The 19,909-nt window shown below is 72.4% G+C and carries 14 protein-coding genes; 12 read left to right on the top strand and 2 right to left on the bottom strand.

The annotated features are described in order from the left end of the window. Positions 1-66: 66 nt before the first annotated feature. The 11 genes from ACLBXX_RS06340 (at position 67) to ACLBXX_RS06290 (ending at position 11,697) form a co-directional block, all read left to right on the top strand. Positions 67-1,155, top strand: a complete 1,089-nt coding sequence (locus ACLBXX_RS06340; protein ID WP_447657332.1) for a histidinol-phosphate transaminase — start codon at positions 67-69, stop codon at positions 1,153-1,155. A 95-nt stretch (positions 1,156-1,250) separates the two neighbouring features. Next, positions 1,251-2,381 (top strand): thiamine pyrophosphate-dependent dehydrogenase E1 component subunit alpha, encoded by a 1,131-nt coding sequence (locus ACLBXX_RS06335; RefSeq protein WP_447657331.1) that lies wholly within the window; start codon positions 1,251-1,253, stop codon positions 2,379-2,381. A 74-nt stretch (positions 2,382-2,455) separates the two neighbouring features. Further along, a complete protein-coding gene (locus ACLBXX_RS06330) occupies positions 2,456-3,421 on the top strand; it encodes an alpha-ketoacid dehydrogenase subunit beta (RefSeq protein ID WP_447657388.1) in 966 nt (321 codons plus the stop codon). A 114-nt stretch (positions 3,422-3,535) separates the two neighbouring features. Then, positions 3,536-4,900, top strand: coding sequence for a dihydrolipoamide acetyltransferase family protein (locus tag ACLBXX_RS06325; RefSeq protein ID WP_387142269.1), 1,365 nt, complete (start codon positions 3,536-3,538; stop codon positions 4,898-4,900). A 424-nt stretch (positions 4,901-5,324) separates the two neighbouring features. Then, entirely contained in the window at positions 5,325-6,329 is a 1,005-nt protein-coding gene (locus tag ACLBXX_RS06320; RefSeq protein WP_447657330.1) for a metal ABC transporter solute-binding protein, Zn/Mn family, read from the top strand. Then, positions 6,326-7,159 (top strand): metal ABC transporter ATP-binding protein, encoded by an 834-nt coding sequence (locus ACLBXX_RS06315; protein ID WP_447657329.1) that lies wholly within the window; start codon positions 6,326-6,328, stop codon positions 7,157-7,159. The genes ACLBXX_RS06320 and ACLBXX_RS06315 overlap by 4 nt, the downstream gene beginning before the upstream one ends. Then, on the top strand, positions 7,156-8,019 hold the full coding sequence (locus ACLBXX_RS06310) for a metal ABC transporter permease (RefSeq protein WP_045301828.1): 864 nt from the start codon (positions 7,156-7,158) through the stop codon (positions 8,017-8,019). Before ACLBXX_RS06315 ends, ACLBXX_RS06310 begins: the two co-directional genes overlap by 4 nt. Before the next feature lie 45 nt (positions 8,020-8,064). Beyond that, complete coding sequence (locus ACLBXX_RS06305) at positions 8,065-8,478, top strand: Fur family transcriptional regulator (RefSeq protein ID WP_447657328.1); 414 nt, start codon at positions 8,065-8,067, stop codon at positions 8,476-8,478. Beyond that, complete coding sequence (locus tag ACLBXX_RS06300; protein WP_447657327.1) at positions 8,465-9,529, top strand: permease; 1,065 nt, start codon at positions 8,465-8,467, stop codon at positions 9,527-9,529. The genes ACLBXX_RS06305 and ACLBXX_RS06300 overlap by 14 nt, the downstream gene beginning before the upstream one ends. After that, positions 9,522-10,286: a TIGR03943 family putative permease subunit gene (locus tag ACLBXX_RS06295; RefSeq protein ID WP_447657326.1), complete on the top strand. Its 765-nt coding sequence runs from the start codon at positions 9,522-9,524 to the stop codon at positions 10,284-10,286. The genes ACLBXX_RS06300 and ACLBXX_RS06295 overlap by 8 nt, the downstream gene beginning before the upstream one ends. Then, entirely contained in the window at positions 10,276-11,697 is a 1,422-nt protein-coding gene (locus tag ACLBXX_RS06290; protein WP_447657325.1) for a hypothetical protein, read from the top strand. The genes ACLBXX_RS06295 and ACLBXX_RS06290 overlap by 11 nt, the downstream gene beginning before the upstream one ends. A 118-nt stretch (positions 11,698-11,815) precedes the next feature. On the opposite strand, the gene ACLBXX_RS06285 is transcribed toward ACLBXX_RS06290, so the two are convergent. Further along, positions 11,816-13,462, bottom strand: a complete 1,647-nt coding sequence (locus ACLBXX_RS06285; protein ID WP_447657324.1) for an MFS transporter — start codon at positions 13,460-13,462, stop codon at positions 11,816-11,818. A gap of 72 nt (positions 13,463-13,534) precedes the next feature. Between ACLBXX_RS06285 and ACLBXX_RS06280 the strand changes: the two genes are divergently transcribed. Beyond that, positions 13,535-14,212, top strand: coding sequence for a DNA-3-methyladenine glycosylase (locus ACLBXX_RS06280; RefSeq protein WP_447657323.1), 678 nt, complete (start codon positions 13,535-13,537; stop codon positions 14,210-14,212). Here the strand turns inward: ACLBXX_RS06280 and ACLBXX_RS06275 are convergent. After that, complete coding sequence (locus ACLBXX_RS06275) at positions 14,196-19,646, bottom strand: SCO7613 C-terminal domain-containing membrane protein (protein WP_447657322.1); 5,451 nt, start codon at positions 19,644-19,646, stop codon at positions 14,196-14,198. The genes ACLBXX_RS06280 and ACLBXX_RS06275 overlap by 17 nt on opposite strands. Between the last annotated feature and the right edge of the window lie 263 nt (positions 19,647-19,909).

The following is a 19,909-nucleotide window of genomic DNA, read 5'->3' as shown; positions in this document are numbered from 1 at the left end:
CCACACCGTGCCCTGCGGGGCCGGGGACAGGAGGCGCATCTGATCCCCCGCTCGTAGACTCGGGGCGTGACCGACGCTCCCGAGATCCCCGTCCGCGTGCGCCCCGAGGTCGCCGCCCTGCCGCCGTACAAGCAGGGCCGGCAGGCCGGTGCGGACGCGTTCAAGCTGTCGAGCAACGAGAACCCGTTCGACCCGCTGCCCGGAGTGCTCGAGCGGGTTCGGAACGCGTCGGCGCTCAACAGATACCCGGATGCGACGGCCGCACGGCTGCGCGAGCGGCTGGCCGAGCGGTTCGGCGTCGGCGCCGACTCCGTCCACATCGGTGCCGGCAGCGTCTCCATCCTCGCCCAGCTCGTGCTGGCGACGTCGGGCCCCGGCGACGAGGTCATGTACGCCTGGCGCTCGTTCGAGGCGTATCCCTGGCTCGCCGTCGTCGCCGGTGCCACCGCCGTGCAGGTGCCGCTCGCCGAGGGCGCCCGCCATGATCTCGACGCCATGGCGGCGGCGATCACCGACCGCACCCGCGCGATCATCGTGTGCAGCCCCAACAACCCCACCGGCCCGATCGTCACGCAGGCCGAGTTCGACGCCTTCGTCGACAAGGTGCCGTCCGACGTGCTCGTCATCCTCGACGAGGCCTACGCCGAGTTCGTCACCGACCCCGAGTCGGTCGACGGGCTGCGCGTGCTCGGCGGGTCGGACCGGCCCAACGTCGTCGTGCTCCGCACGTTCTCGAAGGCGTACGGTCTCGCCGCGCTCCGCGTCGGGTACGCGATCGGACACCCTCGCGTGCTGGACGCCGCCCGCAGCACCGCGATCCCGCTGTCGGTGACCGCCCACGGCGAGGAGGCCGCGCTCGCGAGCCTCGACGCCGAGGACGAGCTGCTCGAGCGCGTCCACGTGATCGCCGATCGTCGCGACCGGCTGGCGGCGGGCCTCCGAGAGGCCGGGTGGGACGTCCCCGTCGCGCAGGGCAACTTCGTGTGGCTGCCCACCGGCGACGACACGATGGCGTTCGCGGCGACCTTCGAGGAGGCCGGACTGATCGTGCGGCCGTTCGCCGGGGACGGCATCCGGATCTCGGTCGGCGAGGAGGAATCCGTCGAGCAGGTGCTGCGGATCGCGGCGACGGTCGCCGCCCGCGGCGAGGGATGACTGCCGGTGCGGTTGTCGATCGCGTGCGGTGGATCTCAACAACCGTTGTCGAACGCATGCAGAATCGCGCATGCACGGAGAGATAGCGTGAATTCATGATCCCGGTCGACGATCACGCCCTGGTGCGGTTCCTGGAGGCGGACGGAACGTTCGCGCCGAGCCCTGCCGCCGAACCGTATCGGGAGGCCGTCGAGAGTCTCGGCGATGCCGACCTCGAGACCTTCTACCGCGATATGGCCGTCATCCGCGCGTTCGACGTGCAGGCGACGAACCTCCAGCGGCAGGGGCAGCTGGCCCTCTGGCCGCCGAGCTACGGACAGGAGGCCGCGCAGGTGGGCTCGGCCCGCGCCGCGCGCGCACAGGACCACCTCTTCCCGTCGTACCGCGAGCACGTGGTCACGAAGATCCGCGGCGTCGACCCGATCGACATCATCCGCGTGATGCGCGGATTGACGCACGGCGGGTGGGACCCGACCGACCCGAAGAACGGCAACACGCACATCTACACGCTCGTGCTCGGGTCGCAGACGCTGCACGCCACGGGCTTCGGGATGGGTCTCGTCTTCGACGGCCGCTGCGGCACCGGCGACCTCGACCGCGACGAGGCCGTCATCGTCTACTACGGCGACGGCGCCTCCAGCCAGGGCGACGTGCACGAGGCGATGGTCTTCGCGAACAGCTACCGCACGCCCGAGGTGTTCTTCCTGCAGAACAACCAGTGGGCGATCTCGGTGCCCGTCGCGACGCAGTCGCGCTCGCCGCTGTACAAGCGCGGCGAGGGCTACGGCATGCCGAGCACGCTGATCGACGGCAACGACGTGCTCGCGAGCTGGGCCGTGACGCGCACCGCACTCGACGAGGCGCGCGCCGGCGGCGGACCGCAGGCGATCGAGGCTATGACCTACCGCCTCGGCGCGCACACCACGAGCGACGACCCCACCAAGTACCGCACCTCCGACGAGGAGGAGTCGTGGCGCCGCCGCGACCCGATCGCGCGGATGAAGGCGTTCCTCATCGGGCGCGGTGCCTCGGAGGCGTTCTTCGCCGACGTCGAGGCCGAGTCGCAGGCGCTCGCCGACGACGTCCGCACCCGCACCAACGCTCTGGGCGGGCTCGAGCGCGACGACATGTTCGCGCACGTGTACTCCGAGCAGCACCCGCTGATCGACGAGCAGCGGCAGTGGCTCGCCGACTACGAGGCATCCTTCGAAGGAGGCGCAGCGTGACCCTTCGACAGGCTCAGGGACCGGCGGTGGAGGCTGCGGCAGCCGCGGAGGCCGCAACGCCCACGGTGCAGATCATGCCGTTCAGCCGGGCGATCAACGCCGGACTTCGCGCGGCGCTCGCCGGCAGCGACCGGGTACTGCTCATGGGCGAGGACATCGGCAAGCTCGGCGGCGTCTTCCGCGTGACCGAGGGCCTGCAGGCCGAGTTCGGCGAGCAGCGCGTGCTCGACACCCCGCTCGCGGAGTCGGGGCTCGTCGGCACCGCGATCGGACTCGCGATGGTCGGCTTCCGCCCCGTCGTCGAGATCCAGTTCGACGGGTTCGTCTTCCCGGCGTTCGACCAGATCACGACGCAGCTCGCCAAGCTCACGAACCGCCACGAGGGCGCGCTGCAGATGCCCGTCGTCATCCGCATCCCGTACGGCGGGCACATCGGCGCCGTCGAGCACCACCAGGAGAGCCCCGAGGCGTACTTCACGCACACGGCCGGCCTCCGGGTCGTGAGCCCGTCCACGCCGAACGACGGCTACTGGATGATCCAGGACGCCATCTCCTCGCCCGACCCGGTGATCTTCCTCGAGCCGAAGAGCAAGTACTGGCAGAAGGGCGAGGTCGACACCTCGGCGCGCGCCCTGCCGCTGCACGCGTCCCGCGTGGTCCGTCGCGGCACCGACATCACCCTCGTCGGCCACGGCGCGATGGTGACGACGATGCTGCAGGCCGCCGTGCTCGCCGAGGCCGAGGGCACCAGCATCGAGGTCATCGACCTCCGCTCGCTCTCGCCGGTCGACTACGGGCCCATCCTCGACTCCGTCCGCCGCACCGGCCGCATGGTCTACGCGCAGGAGGCGCCGGGCTTCACCTCGCTCGGCTCCGAGGTCGCCGCGACCGTCATGGAGCGCGCCTTCTACGCGCTCGAGGCCCCCGTGCTGCGCGTGTCGGGCTTCGACACTCCGTTCCCCCCGGCCAAGCTCGAGGGGTCGTATCTCCCCGACGCCGACCGCATTCTCGAGGCCGTCGACCGGTCCCTCGCCTACTGACCTCCACCCTTTGACCGCGAGAGAACACCTGGTGGCCGAGATGCGGGTTGCTTCCCCACCTCTCGGCGACCAGCTGTACTCTCGCGAAAAGGGCGGGATCGAAAGGAGCTCCGCATGAGCACCCAGACGTTCGTCCTCCCCGATGTCGGTGAAGGCCTCACCGAGGCCGAGATCGTCCAGTGGCGCGTCGGCCCTGGTGACAGCGTCGCCGTCAACGACGTCCTCGTCGAGATCGAGACCGCGAAGTCGCTCGTCGAGCTGCCCTCGCCGTTCGCCGGCACCGTGGGCGAGCTGCTCGCGGCCGAGGGAACGACCGTGAACGTCGGCGCCGCGATCATCACGATCGCTTCGGCGACGGATGCTGCGCCCCCGGCCACCGTCGGGCAGTCCGAGCACGGCGAGCCCGCCGAGGCCGCCGGCGAGGGTGCGGTGCTCGTCGGCTACGGCACGGGCGGACACGTCCAGTCGCGGCGGCGCAAGCCCGCGGTTCCGGCCGAGGAGCGGGTCGCAGCATCCGTCGGCGTCATCGCGAAGCCCCCGATCCGCAAGCTCGCGCGCGACCTCGGCGTCGAGCTCTCGGCCGTCGCGCCCAGCGGCCCCGCCGGCGAGGTGACCCGCGAGGACGTCGTGCGACACGCGTCGCAGGCCAGCGTCTTCCGCAACATCGAGACGCCCGAGTGGGGCGACGTGCGCGAGGAGACCATCCCGGTCTCGGCGCCCGCGCCCGCGCCGGGTCCCGCAACCGTCGCACCGTCGACGCCCGCGCCCGACGCGGCCGGCCGCGAGGAGACCATTGCGGTGCGAGGCGTGCGCAAGGCCACGTCGTCGGCGATGGTGCAGTCGGCGTACTCCGCGCCGCACGTCTCGGTGTGGACGGACGTCGACGCCAGCCGCACGATGGAGCTCGTCAAGCGCCTGAAGACGTCGCCCGACTTCGCCGACATCAAGGTCTCGCCGCTGCTGATCATGGCGCGCGCCGTCATCTGGGCGGCCCGGCGCACCCCGATGGTGAACGCGGCGTGGGTGGATGCCGAGAACGGCGCCGAGATCCGTGTGCGCCGCTACGTGAACCTCGGCATCGCCGCCGCGACCCCGCGCGGCCTGCTCGTGCCCAACATCAAGGACGCGCAGGACCTGTCGATGCGCGAGCTCGCCCGTGCGCTCGAGAAGCTGACGCTCACGGCGCGCGAGGGCAAGACGACCCCGGCCGACCAGCACGGCGGCACGATCACCATCACGAACATCGGCGTCTTCGGCATGGATGCGGGCACCCCGATCATCAACCCCGGCGAGGCCGGGATCGTGGCGCTCGGCACCATCCGCCAAAAGCCGTGGGTCGTCGACGGCGAGGTGCGTCCCCGCTGGGTCACGACCGTCGCCGGCTCGTTCGACCACCGCGTGGTCGACGGCGACGGCATGTCGCGCTTCATCGCCGACGTGGCGTCGATCCTCGAGGAGCCCGCGCTGCTCCTCGACTGAGGTCTTGTGTGACCGAAGCGCCGCCGCGGCTCTGTGCCGGGCGGCGCTTCGTCGTTCCTCGGGGCCTGGGCCGCAGCATCCGCTCCTCATCTGAGGACCTGAGCTGGGATGCGGAGCGATCGAGCCGCATGGCTCCTCATCTCGGCAATGCTCCTCGATTGAGGAGCCCGTGCTGATGTGCCGCCGAGCTCGCGCGGGCGGCGCGTTGTTCCTCGGGCCCTGGGCCGCAGCATCCGCTCCTCATCTGAGGACCTGAGCCGGAATGCGGAGCGATCGAGGCCGCGGGCTCCGCAACTCGGCAACGGTCCTCAACTGAGGAACGGGTTTCGCAGGGCTGCGACTGCCGCGTGAATCGGAAGATCGACGGCAGGCGGCTTCGGGGAAGGGATTTGAGAACGATTCTCATTAGCGATAGGGTCGAAGCATGACCTTCGTGCGACGTTCCCTGCCCGTGCTCGGCCTGGCGGCAGCATCCGCCCTCGTCCTCGCCGGATGCGCGGGAACGGCCGCCGGTGACGAGACGAGCGACGGGAAGATCGCGGTCGTCGCATCCACCAACGTGTACGGGCAGATCGCGCAGGAGATCGGGGGTGACCTCGTCGACGTCACGTCGATCGTGACGAACGAGTCGCAGGACCCGCACTCGTTCGAGCCGAGCGCGCGCGACCAGCTCGCCGTGTCGAAGGCCGATCTCGTGATCGAGAACGGCGGCGGCTACGACGCGTTCATCGACGCGCTCATCGAGTCCAGCGGCACCGAGGCGCCGGTTGTCACCGCCGTCGAGTACTCGCACGACTGGCCCGAGAACGGCGGTCACGACGAGGAGAACGGCGGTCACGACGAGGAGAGCGGCGACGGCGCCGAGGACCACGCCCACGACCACGGCGACCACGAGCACGTCGAGGGCTTCAACGAGCACGTCTGGTACGACCCGCACACGATCGCGCATGTCGCGGAGGCCATCGCGACCGAGCTCGGCGAGCTCAGCCCCGAGAACGCCGAGACCTTCACCGCGAACGCCGAGGCGTTCTACAGCGAGATCGACGGACTCGAGGCGTCCCTCGACGAGATCGCGGCGGCGCACGAGGGCGACAAGGTCTTCGTGACCGAGCCCGTGCCGGTGTACCTCATCCAGGCGGCCGGACTCGAGAACGCGACGCCCGAGAAGTTCAGCGAAGCCGTCGAAGAGGGACAGGATGTCGCGCCCGCGACCCTGCTCGAATCCCTCGCGCTCGTGAAGGGCGGCGACGTGCGCGTGGTCATCACCAACACGCAGACCGGCGGCGCGGAGACGCAGGAGATCGTCGACGAGGCCGACGGACTCGGCATCCCGGTGATCGCATTTTCGGAAACGCTTCCGGAGGGGGAGACTTACGTCTCGTGGATGCAGGCGAACATCGAGGCGCTGAGCGCAGCGCTGGACGCGTGACGCCGGCCGCCGCGGGCTCTCGCCCCGTCATCCTCAGCATCCGGGACGCCGCGCTCCCGCGCGGCGACCGGGAGCTGTGGGCGGGTCTCGACCTCGATGTGCACGCTGGCGAGCTCGTCGCCGTGCTCGGGCCGAGCGGCTCCGGCAAGACGACGCTGCTCCGCGCGATCCTCGGCCTCGAGCCGCTCTCGAACGGCGAGATCACCGTCGAGGGCGCGCCTGTGGCACACAAGGGCAGCCGCAGCATCGGGTACATCCCCCAGGCGCGACCGCTGCCCCGCGACACCTCCCTGCGGGGCCGCGACCTCGTGACGCTCGGCGTCGACGGCCACCGCTTCGGCTTCCCGATCCCGCGCCGCGGCGATCGCGCCCGCGTCGACGCCCTCATCGACGCGGTCGGCGCCCGCGAGTTCGCCGACCGCCCCGTCGGCCTGCTGTCGGGCGGCGAGCAGCAGCGCCTTCGTGCCGGGCAGGCGCTCGCGGACGACCCACGCCTGCTCCTCTGCGACGAGCCGCTCACGAGCCTCGACCTCGCGAACCAGCAGGCGGTGATCCGGCTCATCGACGCGCATCGGCGCGAGAAGGATGCCGCGGTCCTGCTCGTCACGCACGACATCAACCCGCTCCTGGGCAAGGTCGACCGCATCCTGTACATCGCGAACGGGCGGTTCACCCTCGGCACGCCGCAGGAGGTGCTCCGCTCGGACGTGCTCACGGCGCTGTACGGCGCGCACGTCTTCGTGCTGCGTGCTGGCGACCGGCTCGTGGTGGTCGGCGCGCCCGATGCCGAGGCATCCCATCACCATCACGACCACGGGGCGCACGAATGAACTGGAACGACATCGCCGACGCGATGTTCGGCGGGCTGCCCTATTACGGCGAGATCCTCGCGCTCGTGTCGAACTCGGTGTGGGCGGGCGCGGTCCTCGGGCTCGTGGGCGGGCTCGTCGGCGTCTTCGTCATGCAGCGCGACATGGCCTTCGCGGTGCACGGCATCAGCGAGCTGTCGTTCGCGGGCGCCGCGGCGGCGCTCCTCATCGGGTGGGACGTCGTCACCGGGTCCATCGTCGGTTCGCTCATCGCCGCCGCGATCATCGGCGTGCTTGGGGCGAAGGCCCGCGACCGCAACTCGATCATCGGCGTGCTGATGCCGTTCGGGCTGGGTCTCGGCATCCTGTTCCTGTCGCTCTACGACGGCCGCAGCGCCAACCGGTTCAGCCTGCTCACCGGCCAGATCGTGTCGGTGCAGACGGGCCAGCTCGGCTGGCTGATCGGCATCGGGGCGGTCGTGCTCCTCGGTCTGCTGCTCATCTGGCGCCCGCTGCGGTTCGACTCGCTCGACCCGCAGTCCGCCGCCGCGCGCGGCGTGCCCACCACCGCGGTCTCGCTCGGGTTCATGCTCCTGCTCGGGCTCATCGTCGCGGTCGCCGTGCACATCATCGGCGCGCTGCTCGTGATGGCCCTCCTCGTCACCCCCGCCGCCGCCGCGATGCGCATCGTGTCGGGCCCGCTGTCGGTGCCGCTGCTGTCGGCGCTGTTCGGGTTCGTGTCGGCGGTGGGCGGCATCCTGCTCGCGATCATGGGCACCCTTCCCGTGAGTCCGTACATCACGACGATCTCGTTCCTGATCTACGTCGTCTGCCGCGTCGTCGGCGCCCGCCGCGACCGCGTCACGAGGGTTGCGGCCTGACCCGCGCCCGGGCGACGCACAGGACCCCTCGGTAGACTCCCCACCATGGCCCAGCGCAACACGTGGCAGCGCGAACGCGTGCGCGAAGCGCTGTCGGACGCCCGCGGATTCGTCAGTGCGCAGTCGCTGCACGCCACCCTCCGCGACGAGAACACCGGCATCGGGCTGGCGACCGTGTACCGCGCACTCGCGGGGCTCGCCGCCCAGGGCGAGGCCGATTCGCTGCAGAGCCCCGAGGGCGAGGCGCTCTACCGCGCCTGCTCCAGCACCGGCCACCACCACCATCTGATCTGCCGCTCCTGCGGACTGACCGTCGAGATCGAGGCGACGGACGTCGAGCAGTGGGCCAAGCGCACCGCCGAGCGCCACGGATTCCGCGACGCAGAACACGTCGTCGACATCTTCGGGCTCTGCGCGAACTGCGCCGCCGCCCGGGATGCCGCCCGTGACGCGAACTGACCCCGCCGTCCGCCGGGGTACGCCGAAGCGCCGCGACGCTCCGGCGACCGCGCGGCTCGAGCCGTCCGCGCAGGCTCGCACCCTGCTGTGGCTCGGTGTGGGCGTCGCGGTCGTCGCCGGTCTCTTCCTCATCGACTGGCTCGCGCCGACGCTGTTCCCGGCGTCGCTCCCGACTCGCGCCCAGGACGGCCTGACCCTCGCGATCAGCGTGCTCATCGAGTCGCTGCCGTTCGTGGCGCTCGGCGTCGTGCTGTCGATCGTCGTGCAGGTGTGGGTGCCACCGGGCGTCATCGAGCGATGGATGCCGCGGCGAGGGTGGGCGAGACGCGCAGTGCTGTCGCTCCTCGGCATGATCGTGCCGGTGTGCGAGTGCGGCAACGTGCCGTTCGCGCGCGGCCTCCTCATGCGCGGATTCTCGGTGCCCGAGACGCTCACGTTCCTCATCGCCGCGCCGATCGTGAACCCCATCGTCATCATCACGACCCACCAGGCGTTCGGCTTCAGCGACGGCATCCTCGTCGCCCGCCTCCTCGGCGGGTACGCGATCGCGAACCTCATCGGATGGCTGTATTCGCGGCATCCGTCCCCCGACGCCCTGCTGACCGATCGCTTCCGCGACACGTGCGAGCTCGTCGTGCACGAGCCGGGCGGCAAGTGGCGGCGCACGCTCGCGCAGTTCGTGATCGAGCTGCGCGCGGTGATGCCGGCGCTCGTCATCGGCTCGGCTCTCGCGGGCGCGGTGCAGGTGCTCATCCCCCGCGAGGCGCTGCTCGCGATCGGCGCGAATCCCGCCCTGTCGATCGTCGCGATGATGGCGCTCGCGATGGTGGTGTCGATCTGCTCGAACGTCGACGCGTTCTTCGCGCTGTCGTTCGCCTCGACGTTCACGCCCGGCTCGATCGTCGCGTTCCTGCTGGTCGGGCCGCTCGTCGACGTCAAGATGCTCGCGCTGATGCGCACGACGTTCACGTGGCGCACGCTCGGCGGCATCGTCGTGGTGGTCGTGCTGTCGGCTTTCGCGATCGGGACGGCGGTGAACCTCCTTGCGTAGGACAGGCTTCGTCGGCACGCGGTGGCTCGGGGTCGGGCTGGCCGCGGCCCTCGCCGTCTTCACGATCTCCCTCGCGGTGACCGGGCGGCTGGGCCTCTACATCAACCCGGACTCGACGTGGTTCGCGGTGTCGATGTCGGTGTTCGTGCTGATCGGCGCGGTGGCCTCGTTCGCCCTCCCGCTGGGCGCCGAGGCCGACCACGGCCACGACCATGGCGAAGAGCCGGAGCAGGACCACGCCTACCACACCTCGCACCCGCTCGCCGTCGCGGCCACCGTCGCCGGCGGGGTGGCGGCATCCGGGGTCGTCGTGCTCACGCTCGTCCTGCCGCCGGCCTCGCTCAGCGCCGAGCTCGCGATGTCGCGCGACGTCGGGGCCACGCCGCTGTTCGGCGGGGCCGACACGATCCAGCTCGCCTCGACCGGTGACACCGCCTCGTTCGGCGTCGGCGAGTGGGCGACGGTGTTCGCGACGGCGACCAATCCCGACGCCTTCGACGGCGAGACCGTCGAGCTCACCGGCTTCGTGACGCCGGGCGAGGACGGCGCGTTCGATCTCACGCGTCTCGTCATCACGCACTGCGTCATCGACGCGCAGCCCGCGAGCCTGCCCGTCGTGAGCGGCGCGAGCGCGCCCGACACCGGGCAGTGGGTCACGATCACCGGAACCGTGCGCTCCTCGTCGGACGGGCAGCTCGTGGTCGACGCCGCCGCGGTCGAGGAGATCGGCGAGCCCGAGGACCCGTATGAGTACTGACGGGTCGTCACGTCGTTCGCGGTCCCGGCGTCGTCGGGGCCGCGCGTTCGTCGGCGCCTTCGCGATCGTCGTGGGCGTCCTCGCCGTGCTCGGACTCGCCGGCGCCGCCGCGAGCGTCGCGCAGGGGCCTCGGGTGACCGACGCGTACGTCGATCCGGAGGCGGCGGCCGCAGCATCCGGCGCCCGTCTCATCGTGACCACGACGCAGTCGCTCGCCGAGGTCGACCCGTCGCAGGTGACCATCACCCCTGAGACGCCGTTCGTCGTCGACACCTCGGGACGCAGCGTCGGCGTCCGGTTCACGCTGCCGCTGTGGGACGACACCGAGTACACCGTGACGATCGACGATGTCGCGTCGCTCGGCGGCGGACCGACCGCGACGATCACGCAGACCTTCACGACGCCAGCGGCCGAGGTGTTCCTCATGCAGCGCGGCACGAACTCGGGCGACCTCATCTACCGCACCGACCTCACCGGGCAGAACGCGGTGCCCGTGTTCCGGCACGCGCACATCGAGGACTTCCGCGCGACGGCCCAGCACCTCGTCGTCTCGGTGCGCACCGACGACGACCAGGCCGGGCTCATCGTCACCGACCTCGACGGCGAGAACGCGCACGAACTGCCGCTTCCTGGCGACGGGTTCGTGTCGAACCTGCAGACCGCCGATCGCGGTGAGCGCATCGGGTACACGTTCTCGGACGCCGAGCTCACTGCCGACTCCGGTCGCGAGAGCCGGCTCTACACCGCGTCGCTCAGCGACCCCGGCGCCGATCCGACGGCGATCGAGGTCGAAGGTGCCGACCCCCGCGTCGCGGAGTGGCGGTTCGTGCCCGACACCGACAGCATCCTCCTCCTGTCGTTCGACGGCTCGCTGCTCTTGACCGGATCGGATGCCTCGGCCGGCGCGCCGACCGCGCTCGGCGACGCGATGACCATCGAGGGCATCGCCCGCGGTTCGAGCGAGGCGGTCGTGGACCGGGTCGACCGGGCGACCGTGATCGACCTCACCGACGCCAGCGAGGCGGACCTCGTCGCGCCCGACATCGACCTCGGCGGGACGACGTCGGTGACGCCGCTCCCCGACGGCTCGACGATCCGCACGGCGGCGGTGCTCGACGCCGACGGCGTGCCGACCGGGCGCACCTCGGTCGCCCACGTGGGCGCCGACGGTGCGACGACCATGCTCACCGAGATCGCCGACACGGATGCCGTCATCCAGGTGTGCGTGTCTCCCAGCGCCCGCTACCTCGCGGTGCTCGTGGCGCCCGACGCCGTGACGAACTCCTACGACACCTACCAGCACCCGCTCCCGAAGCGCCCGGAGACGCGCGTCCTCGAGGTGGCCGACGGCGACCCCGTCGCCGGCTTCAACGGCTCGTCGATCTCGTGGTGCCAGGTGCCGCCCCGCTGAGTACAGGACGAGGCATCCGTTTCGCTCTCCTCAATCGAGGGCGAGAGCCGAGATGCGGATCGCTCGCCCCGGTTCGCTCCGCATCTCGGCCCAGATCCTCAGTCGAGGACCCGGGCCCTCAGGAAGGGCGAACGGATGCTGCATCCTCCGCGTCCGTCTCCGGCTTCGAGGCCGCGGGGACGGGCAGCTTCGAGGGCAGCCCGCTCGACAGCATGAGCCCGAGCACCGTGAGGGCGAACACGAAGAACAGCGACTGCCGCAGCGACTCGACCTGCGTGTCGGCGTAGATCTGGGCGATCTCGGTGGCGGACTCGGGGTCGGCGCCGGCATCCGTCAGCAGGTCCTCGGCCTGCTGCTGCGAGATGATCGGCGCCCCCTTCGAGGCGGTGGCGACGACCTGCTGCTGGATGTCGGACGGGATGGTCGTGCTCTGCTCCACCGCCGCGGTGAAGCCCGACGTGAGCAGCAGGATGAACACCGAGCCGACGATCGCCGTGCCGAACGACGAGCCGAGGTTCTGGAACGTGCCCTGGAGGCCGCCGACCTCGGACGTGTCGGACTGCGAGACGGCCGACATGTTGACGTTGCCGAGCTGCGAGGCGAGCAGGCCGAAGCCCGCGCCGACCACGAACATGCCGGCGGCGAACGCGAAGTCGGCGAGCTCGGGCTGGACCGCGAGGAACACCACGAGCACGCCGAGACCCAGCGTGAGCTGTCCGATGCGGCCGATGTTCTGGGCCGAGCGCACGGTCGAGAGCCGCGACCCGAGGATCGAGAACAGGATGAGCCCGAGCGACAGCGGCAGGATCTTGAGGCCCGTCTGCAGGGCGTCGTAGCCGAGGATCGTCTGCAGGTACACCGGCACGACGAAGAACAGCGCGGCGATCGCGAAGTACTGCGCCATGAACATCGTCAGGCCGCTGCGGAGTGCCGTGATCCGCAGCAGGCTCACCTTCAGCAGCGGCACGCGGCCGGTCCGCTCGAGCCGCTGCTGCCGCTTCACGAAGAGCCACAGCACGACGAGCGACAGCAGGATGAGGTACGCGACGGGCGAGATGCCGAGCGGGACGAACGGCTGGCCGTTGATCACGGGCGGGTCGAGCGGCTGGAACCAGCCCCACGTCTTGGACTGCAGGATGCCGTAGACCAGCAGGCCCAGGCCCAGGGCCGAGAGCACGACGCTCAGCAGGTCGATGCGGAGCTTGCGGTCGCCGGGCACGTCCTTGATGCGCCCCGACACGATGAGCACGAGGGTCATCACGACCGCCTCGGCGACGAAGACGTACCGCCAGGACGAGTAGGTGGTGACGAGACCGCCGATGAGCGGGCCGGCGGCCGCGGCGCCGCCGGTGACCGCGCCGAGCACGGCGAACGCGACGACGCGCTCGCGGCCCGTGTAGTTGATCGCCGCGAGGGCGGCGATCGCGGGGATGACGAGCACCGCGCCGAGGCCTTCGACGAGCGACCAGCCGAGCATGAGGACCGTCAGGTTCGGCGCGAGCGCCGTGGTCAGCGAGCCGATGCCGTACACGACCGACCCGATGCGGAAGGCCATGCTGCGGCCCCAGCGGTCGCCGAGCTTGCCGCCCGTGAGCATGAACGCCGCCATCGTCAGCGCGTAGAACGTGATGGCGGCCTGCATGCCCGAGATGTCGGTGCCGAGGTCGTGCGCGACGGTCGAGATCGAGACGTTCATCACCGTGCTGTCGAGCACCATGATGAACTGCGAGACGCTCAGCAGGATGAGCACGAACCATTTCCCCATGCGCGAACAGTAGCGCTCGCCGCAGCGGCCCGACGCACGTGTTGCGTGGACGCGCGGACGTAGACTCTGCCCATGGCGCGGGACCTGTGGCGTGCGGCGACCCGCGCGGACCTGCAGGGTCTTCCCGCCGACGTCGCGCCGCGCCTGCTCGGCGCCCGGCTCACGACCGTCGTCGAGGGCGAGACGGTGGCCGTGCGGCTCACCGAGGTCGAGGCGTACCACGGTCGCGGCACCGGGCCGGTGCCCGATCCGGGCTCGCACGCGCGCATGGGGCAGACCGCGCGCAACGCGACGATGTGGGGCGAGCCCGGGCACCTGTACGTGTACCTCAGCCACGGCATCCACTCGTGCGTGAATGTCGTGTGCGGTCCCGAGGGGGTCGCCGGCGGTGTGCTGTTGCGGGCGGGCCAGGTGATCGAGGGGACGGATGCTGCGACCCGCCGCCGGCCGGCGGCCCGCACACCGCGCGACCTGGCGCGCGGACCCGGCCGGTTCGGCGACGTGGTCGGGTTGCGGCATCCGCGGCACGACGGCATCGATGCGATCACCGGTGCGCCGCTGCACGGCGCCGTGGCACGCCTGGAGGTGCTCGCCGACCCGCTCGCCGAGGTGGCGTCGGGGCCGCGTGTCGGTGTCGCAGGCGTGGCCGGCACCGCGGTGTTCCCGTGGCGCTACTGGATCCCCGGCGAGCCGACCGTGTCGCCGTTCCGCTGGGGGCGCGGCGCGCGCGAGGTCAGCGAAGCGACGTGACCGCGACGACGGTCGTGCGCAGCGCCTTCATGTTCTTCTCGTAGCGGGCGGCCATGAAGATGAGCAGCGCGCCGCCCAGGCCGAGCCACAGCCACCACGGCACCGCGACGTACGTGGTGGAGATCCACGGCCACAGCTGGGCGACACCGTGCACGACGAGAACCGCCGAGCCGAGCAGCAGGGGCGCCTGCAGCCGATAGATCGCGCCGACCACGACCATCGCGATCGCGACGACGCCGAGCGAGACGATGCGCCAGAGCTCGGGCTGGCCGAGCCACCCCGCTTCGGCCGCCACGCCGGACGGGGACCCCGCGAAGTCGGTCAGCAGCGACGGCACGGTCAGCAGCGCCAGCCACGGGCCGAGGGTCGGCCACGTGCGCGACGCCGGTTCGCGGCGCAGCGTGCGCACCCCGTACGCGATGCCGCCGAGCGCCGGCGGCACCGTGACGAGTTCGATGGGACGCACGTCCCCGATCGTGAGCGCCAGGATGCCGAAGCCCGCGCCGGCGATCGCCGCGGCGATCACGAGGGCCAGTCCGAGCCGGGCGCGTGCGGCCGTGCCGACGACGGTGGCCGCCGTCAGCGCCGACATCACCGCGGCCGTCCGGAGCTCGTCGCCCGTCTGCTGCACGAGCAGCAGCTGCAGCTCGGCGAGGGCGAACAGCACCGATGCGACCGCGAAGCCCGCGCCGGCGGTGAGGCCGACCGCGCGCGACGGCGTCGCGCGGAGCGCGGCCAGTGCGATGGCGCCCGCGATCCCCGCCCCTGCCACGGCCCACAGGTCGGGCTCGAGGCCGCCGGCGGGGGCGATCTCGAGGAACCGCACGCCGCACGCGACCACTGCGACCACGAGTCCGCCCACGGCAAGCACGCCGCCGAGCGACGCCCAGCGTCGGAGCCCCAGCACCGAGGCGCCCGCGACGCCGAGGACGCCGCCGATGACGGCGGTCACGGTGGTGAGCACGAGGTCGGCCTCGGGGCGTGTGAGCGACATCGCGACCAGGAGGGCGGTCCCGGCGCCGGCGAGGACGGCCGCGCCGCGGGCGGCGGCGTCCGCCGCTCCGCGCGCCGTCAGCAGGACGGCCACCGCGACGACGCCGAGGCCCGCGACGATTGCCGCGGCGGCGTCGCCCTCGACGCCCGGTGGGACGAGCCCACGAAGCCCCATCAGGACGGCGGCGAACCCGAGCAGCATCGCCGTCGGGGTGCGCAGCGACCAGATGTCCAGGAACCGCGGCGTCCGCGGGGCGGACGGCGCGTCGACTGCGTCGGGCGCGACGGCCGGCGGCGCGACGGGCTGCACGGGCGATCCCGCGGGCGGAGCGTAGGCGGAGAGCTGCGCGGACGGGGCGTTCGTCGCGAACGGTCCGGGCGGGATCGGCGGTACCGCGCCCGCCGCCGGCGGCGCGGTGACCTGCGCCGGCGACGGTGCGGCCGCCGCGGCGAGCTCGCGCGCGGGCTCGCGCAGCGCTGCCACTCCGGCCGCCGCCGCGAGGGTGAGCACGATGTACGCCCATGCACGCAGGGGCTCGGCCGCGACCAGGAGGCTCGGCGCGGTGGCGAGCACCAGACCCACGATCCACGCGGGGCCCTCCGCTCCGGGCCAGACATCGCCGGCCCGTCGACGCCGGAGCATGCCGAGCACGGCTCCGATGAGACACATCGCGGCGACGGGGAGCGACACCGCCTCGACCTGGGTCGCCGCCCCCAGGAACCAGCCCGCGGCGCCGACGGCGAAGGCTCCCGCGAGCGAGATCCAGCGGGTCGTGCCGGTCAGCGGAAGACGGTCCAGCCCCGCGGCGGCGAGGTGCAGTGCGGCGAGCATGATGATCGTCCCGGCGACGATGCGCGGCTCGTCGGCGAGCGGGATGATCGCGACGATCGCCGCGATGAGGGCAGCCGGGGGCACGATGAGTGCGTAGAGCCCGGACGCCAGACGGCCCGGCCGAGCGAGGGTCGCGCCCCAGCCCGACGCGTACGCGACGGCGACCAGCAGCACGAGCCAGAGCACCTGCCAGTCGGGCCCTTCGAACGCGCGCTCGACGGCGACCAGTCCGATCGCGATCACCGCGACGGCGGCTCCGAGAGGAGCGGCGGGACGGATGCTGCGCACCGGCGTGAACGACAGGGCCAGGCACACCGCCACGGCGACGAGGGCGATGACCACACCCCGCAGCGGCTCCCCGGTCCACCCCTCGACGGCGGGCGCCCACAGCCCGAGCGCGAGACCGCCGGCGAGGGCGACGCTCGCCTCGACGCGGCGGCGCAACCGCACCAGCAGAGCGGCGAACACCACGAGCACCACGGCGGACGGCACCACGTACGACTCCACCGTGTAGTACGTGTCGGGGGTTCCGGCGTCGAGCCATGTCCACCACGCCGCGATCGCAGCGACGACCGCCGGCCACGCCAGCAGGCGGCGCGGGGCGTCGAGGAGCGGCATCCCGTCACGCGTCGTCGCGAAGCGATCGTCGGCGGGATCCGCCGCGATCGTCCCCACCCACCCGCGGGAGAAGGACGCCCCAGCGAAGCCGACGGCGACGATCGCGAGTGCGGCCCATACGAGCAGAGGGGTCACCGGCCACACCACGACGAGCACCGTGAGGGCCGCGCCGAGATCGGCGGCGAGCCTGCGGAGCACGCGATCCGCCGGGCGAGGTCGCGGTGGTGCGGGAGCGATGTCGGCGGGCCACTGCGAGATGGGCGCAGGTGGCGTGTCGTCGGAGGTGCGGCGGCGGAACACGGTGGCCGCCGAGACCAGCGGCACGACCACCGCGGCGGCGGTGAGGGCGAGCGGCGCCCAGTCCGTCGAGCGCAGCTCGAGGGTGCCGAGCACGTTGTACGCCGTCGCGGCGGCGACGGGCGCCGTCAGGGCCGCGGCCAGGATCGTGGGCACCCCGGAGATGCGGGTGAGGCCGAAGGCGACGATCGTCAGACCCGCGAGCAGCAGCGCGCCGCGCGCGATGCCGAGACCAGGCTCGCCGATCGCGGTGAGCAGGGCGTTCTCGGAGAGGGCGGCGGGGTTCACCGCCACCGCCGAGAAGGTGCCGGCCAGCCCGATCGCGGCGAGGACCTCGGCGGCTGTCGCCAGCCCGGTGCGGCTCGCCCGTTCGACCGGGAGCGCGACGGCCGCGACCAGCGTCGCCAGTGCGACCCACTGCAGCAGCACCGCGATGACGGGCGTGGCCTCGCCGTATAGTCCTGTCACCGCGGACGTCGCCCCCGCAGCGAGCGGAGTCGACAGGGCGGCGAGGGCCACCGGAGCGAGTGCCGCCGCCACCGCTGCCACCCCGATCGGTCGCAGGGCCAGCCGCAGTGCGATCGGGTACGCCATCGCGACGGCGACCCCGACGAGCCACAGCCACGGCGTCGCCACGCCGCCCGCGTAGGCGGTTGCGGCGGCGACCCCGCCGGCGATCAGGTACCCCACCGGGACTCCGCGCGCCAAGAGGCCGGCGTCGGGTTCGGGCGCGGCGTCGGCATCATCGACGCGTCGCCGAGCGCGGTTCCGCAGGATCGCAACGACGACGACGGTGACGACGACCAGCGCGACGGAGACCCCGACGAGCACGCCGGGCACCGCCGTGCGCGCGCCGGCGACCAGCAGCAGGATCGTCGCCACCACCGGCACGAGCTCGCGCAGTACCGGGCGGGCCAGTGTGGGAGCGGCGAACAGCAGGCCTGTGACGACGACGGCGGCGATCACCGCGAGCAGCGGGGCCTCGGGGACCTCGACAGGCACCGCGAAGGCATCCGTGCGCCACGCCGTCCAGGAGGCGCCGATGACGGTGATGGCCTGCACGCCCCAGCCGAGCGCCACGGCGACGATCGACAGCCCGGCGACGACCGCCGATGCGATCGCCGCAGGCACCCATGCGGGTGTGCCGCGTCGGCTGCGCACGACGTCGGTGGCGACGGCGACGAGCACGGCGAGCACCGGGGCGACCAGCACGCTGTAGACGGGGAGGTCGCTGCGCAGCGCGAGCTGCCAGCCTGCGAGACCCGCAGCCGCCGTCGCGACCACCGAGGCCACGCCCGAGACAACGGCGGCGGCGGGCAGGCGAGCGCCGTCGACCGGCCGATGGGCGAGCCACGCGTGCGCGGCGCCGAGCACGACGAGCCCGATGCTCGACCAGATCACGACCGGCAGCGCGTCCGCGGTCAAGAACGCCGCGGTGAGACCCGCACCGACCAGGGCACCCACCCCGCTGAGCGCGAGCACCAGGCGCTCGGCCGCGTGGTCCTCGCCGCGCCGCGCCGACGACCAGGGCGCGGGAAGCGCGTGCACCAGCCCACCGGCGGCGGCGCCGAGCAGGCCGGCGGTGAGGGATTCCGCGGGCGGCAGCGACGTCAGTCCGCCCACGAGGAATCCGAGGCCCGCGGGAAAGGCGAGCGAGGCGGCGAGGTCGGGTCCGCGCAGATGCGACACCCGCGCCCACAGGCGGCAGATCACCGCGACGACGAGAGCGGACACCCCCGTGTACAGAGCGGCGTCGGTCGACCCGGTGCCGAACAGGTCGTTCGCCCGCACGGCCCACGCGTCCAGCGCGAGCAATCCCACACCGAGCGCGCCGATGCCCTCGGCCGTCGCCCCCAGATCGCGGCGGCGCAGCCACGAGGCCAGCGCGATCGTCGCGAGCGTGATGCCGCCGATGATGAGCGCGCGCACCGCGATGCCCCACAGGAACCACGCCAGCAGCAGGAAGAACACGGCGGCGATGCCGACCAGCGAGACGCCGACGATGAGCAGCAGCACCGGCACGGTCAGCCGGCGGCGGGGAGCGGTCCCCACGCCCCCTCCAGGCGCCGCTGGCGCGTCGCCCGGAGCCTCCGGGCGCGCGGGCCCAGCCGCCACCGCGACCGGTGCGGACGGCCCAGGCCCCTGCGGCACCGAAGCGGCCGGTGCGGGCGGCTTCGGGGGCACCGCGATCTCGGGTGCCGTCGTCGCGGGCGCCGCGGTGGTGGACTCCGGCACGGTGACGAGGTCGAGCGCGTCGGGCGCCGTGAGGGAAGCCCCCTCCGCTGCGGGCTCGGCGACGATGGCGATGGCGCCGGTCGGCGGCGCCGAGGCGCTGAGCATCGCGTCGGCGGCGGGCACCAGATGCACGGCGACGCCGGCGTCGGCGACGGCCTCGGCCGCGACGAGCTCCGGCGGGCCCGCGAGCGTTGCGGGCGCAGCATCCGTTCTCGCCACGGCCGCCGTCGCGTGCGCGAGCCGGATCTCGTCCATCAGCTGCTGACGCGACAGCTCGAGCGTGAGCATCTGGCGGCCGAGCTCCAGCACGCGCGGTGCGTGCGGGTCGGTCAGTGCGAAGCCGCACGCGGGGCACACCTGCGCCGTGACGGCGGTGAAGCACGACGGGCACCGGTGCGCGTCGGCGAGATCGAAGGGAGACGCAGGCCACAGGGGTCCGTCGTCGTGCGTTGCGCTCATGTCCATCCCCTCTCCCGGGATTGACGACATGGTCCACCCGAAATGCGGCTCGGCGCGGGATTTTGTAGGGCCGCACAACGCGCCGCGCCGCCGGCGCCCGGTGCCTTGGAGCAACCCCGAGGATGCATTCCCATGGCGGAATGCAGCGCCGATGAAGGTATCGCCGGGGACAGGGCAGCGCCGAGAAGGCGCACGAGGGGCGGGCTACGGCGCCGAAGGGCCCCACTCTCAGCCGGTCCAAAGGGGCGAATGTCGTAGGTATG

Source organism: Microbacterium sp. C23T (assembly GCF_053345975.1).
This window is presented reverse-complemented; position numbering and strand designations above follow the sequence as displayed.

Coding starts and splice junctions, on each gene's coding strand:
- ACLBXX_RS06320 (WP_447657330.1), top strand. CDS start 5,325: ATGACCTTCGTGCGACGTTCCCTGCCCGTGCTCGGCCTGGCGGCAGCA.
- ACLBXX_RS06310 (WP_045301828.1), top strand. CDS start 7,156: ATGAACTGGAACGACATCGCCGACGCGATGTTCGGCGGGCTGCCCTAT.
- ACLBXX_RS06325 (WP_387142269.1), top strand. CDS start 3,536: ATGAGCACCCAGACGTTCGTCCTCCCCGATGTCGGTGAAGGCCTCACC.
- ACLBXX_RS06305 (WP_447657328.1), top strand. CDS start 8,065: ATGGCCCAGCGCAACACGTGGCAGCGCGAACGCGTGCGCGAAGCGCTG.
- ACLBXX_RS06275 (WP_447657322.1), bottom strand. CDS start 19,646: ATGAGCGCAACGCACGACGACGGACCCCTGTGGCCTGCGTCTCCCTTC.
- ACLBXX_RS06285 (WP_447657324.1), bottom strand. CDS start 13,462: ATGGGGAAATGGTTCGTGCTCATCCTGCTGAGCGTCTCGCAGTTCATC.
- ACLBXX_RS06290 (WP_447657325.1), top strand. CDS start 10,276: ATGAGTACTGACGGGTCGTCACGTCGTTCGCGGTCCCGGCGTCGTCGG.
- ACLBXX_RS06330 (WP_447657388.1), top strand. CDS start 2,456: ATGCCGTTCAGCCGGGCGATCAACGCCGGACTTCGCGCGGCGCTCGCC.
- ACLBXX_RS06335 (WP_447657331.1), top strand. CDS start 1,251: ATGATCCCGGTCGACGATCACGCCCTGGTGCGGTTCCTGGAGGCGGAC.
- ACLBXX_RS06280 (WP_447657323.1), top strand. CDS start 13,535: ATGGCGCGGGACCTGTGGCGTGCGGCGACCCGCGCGGACCTGCAGGGT.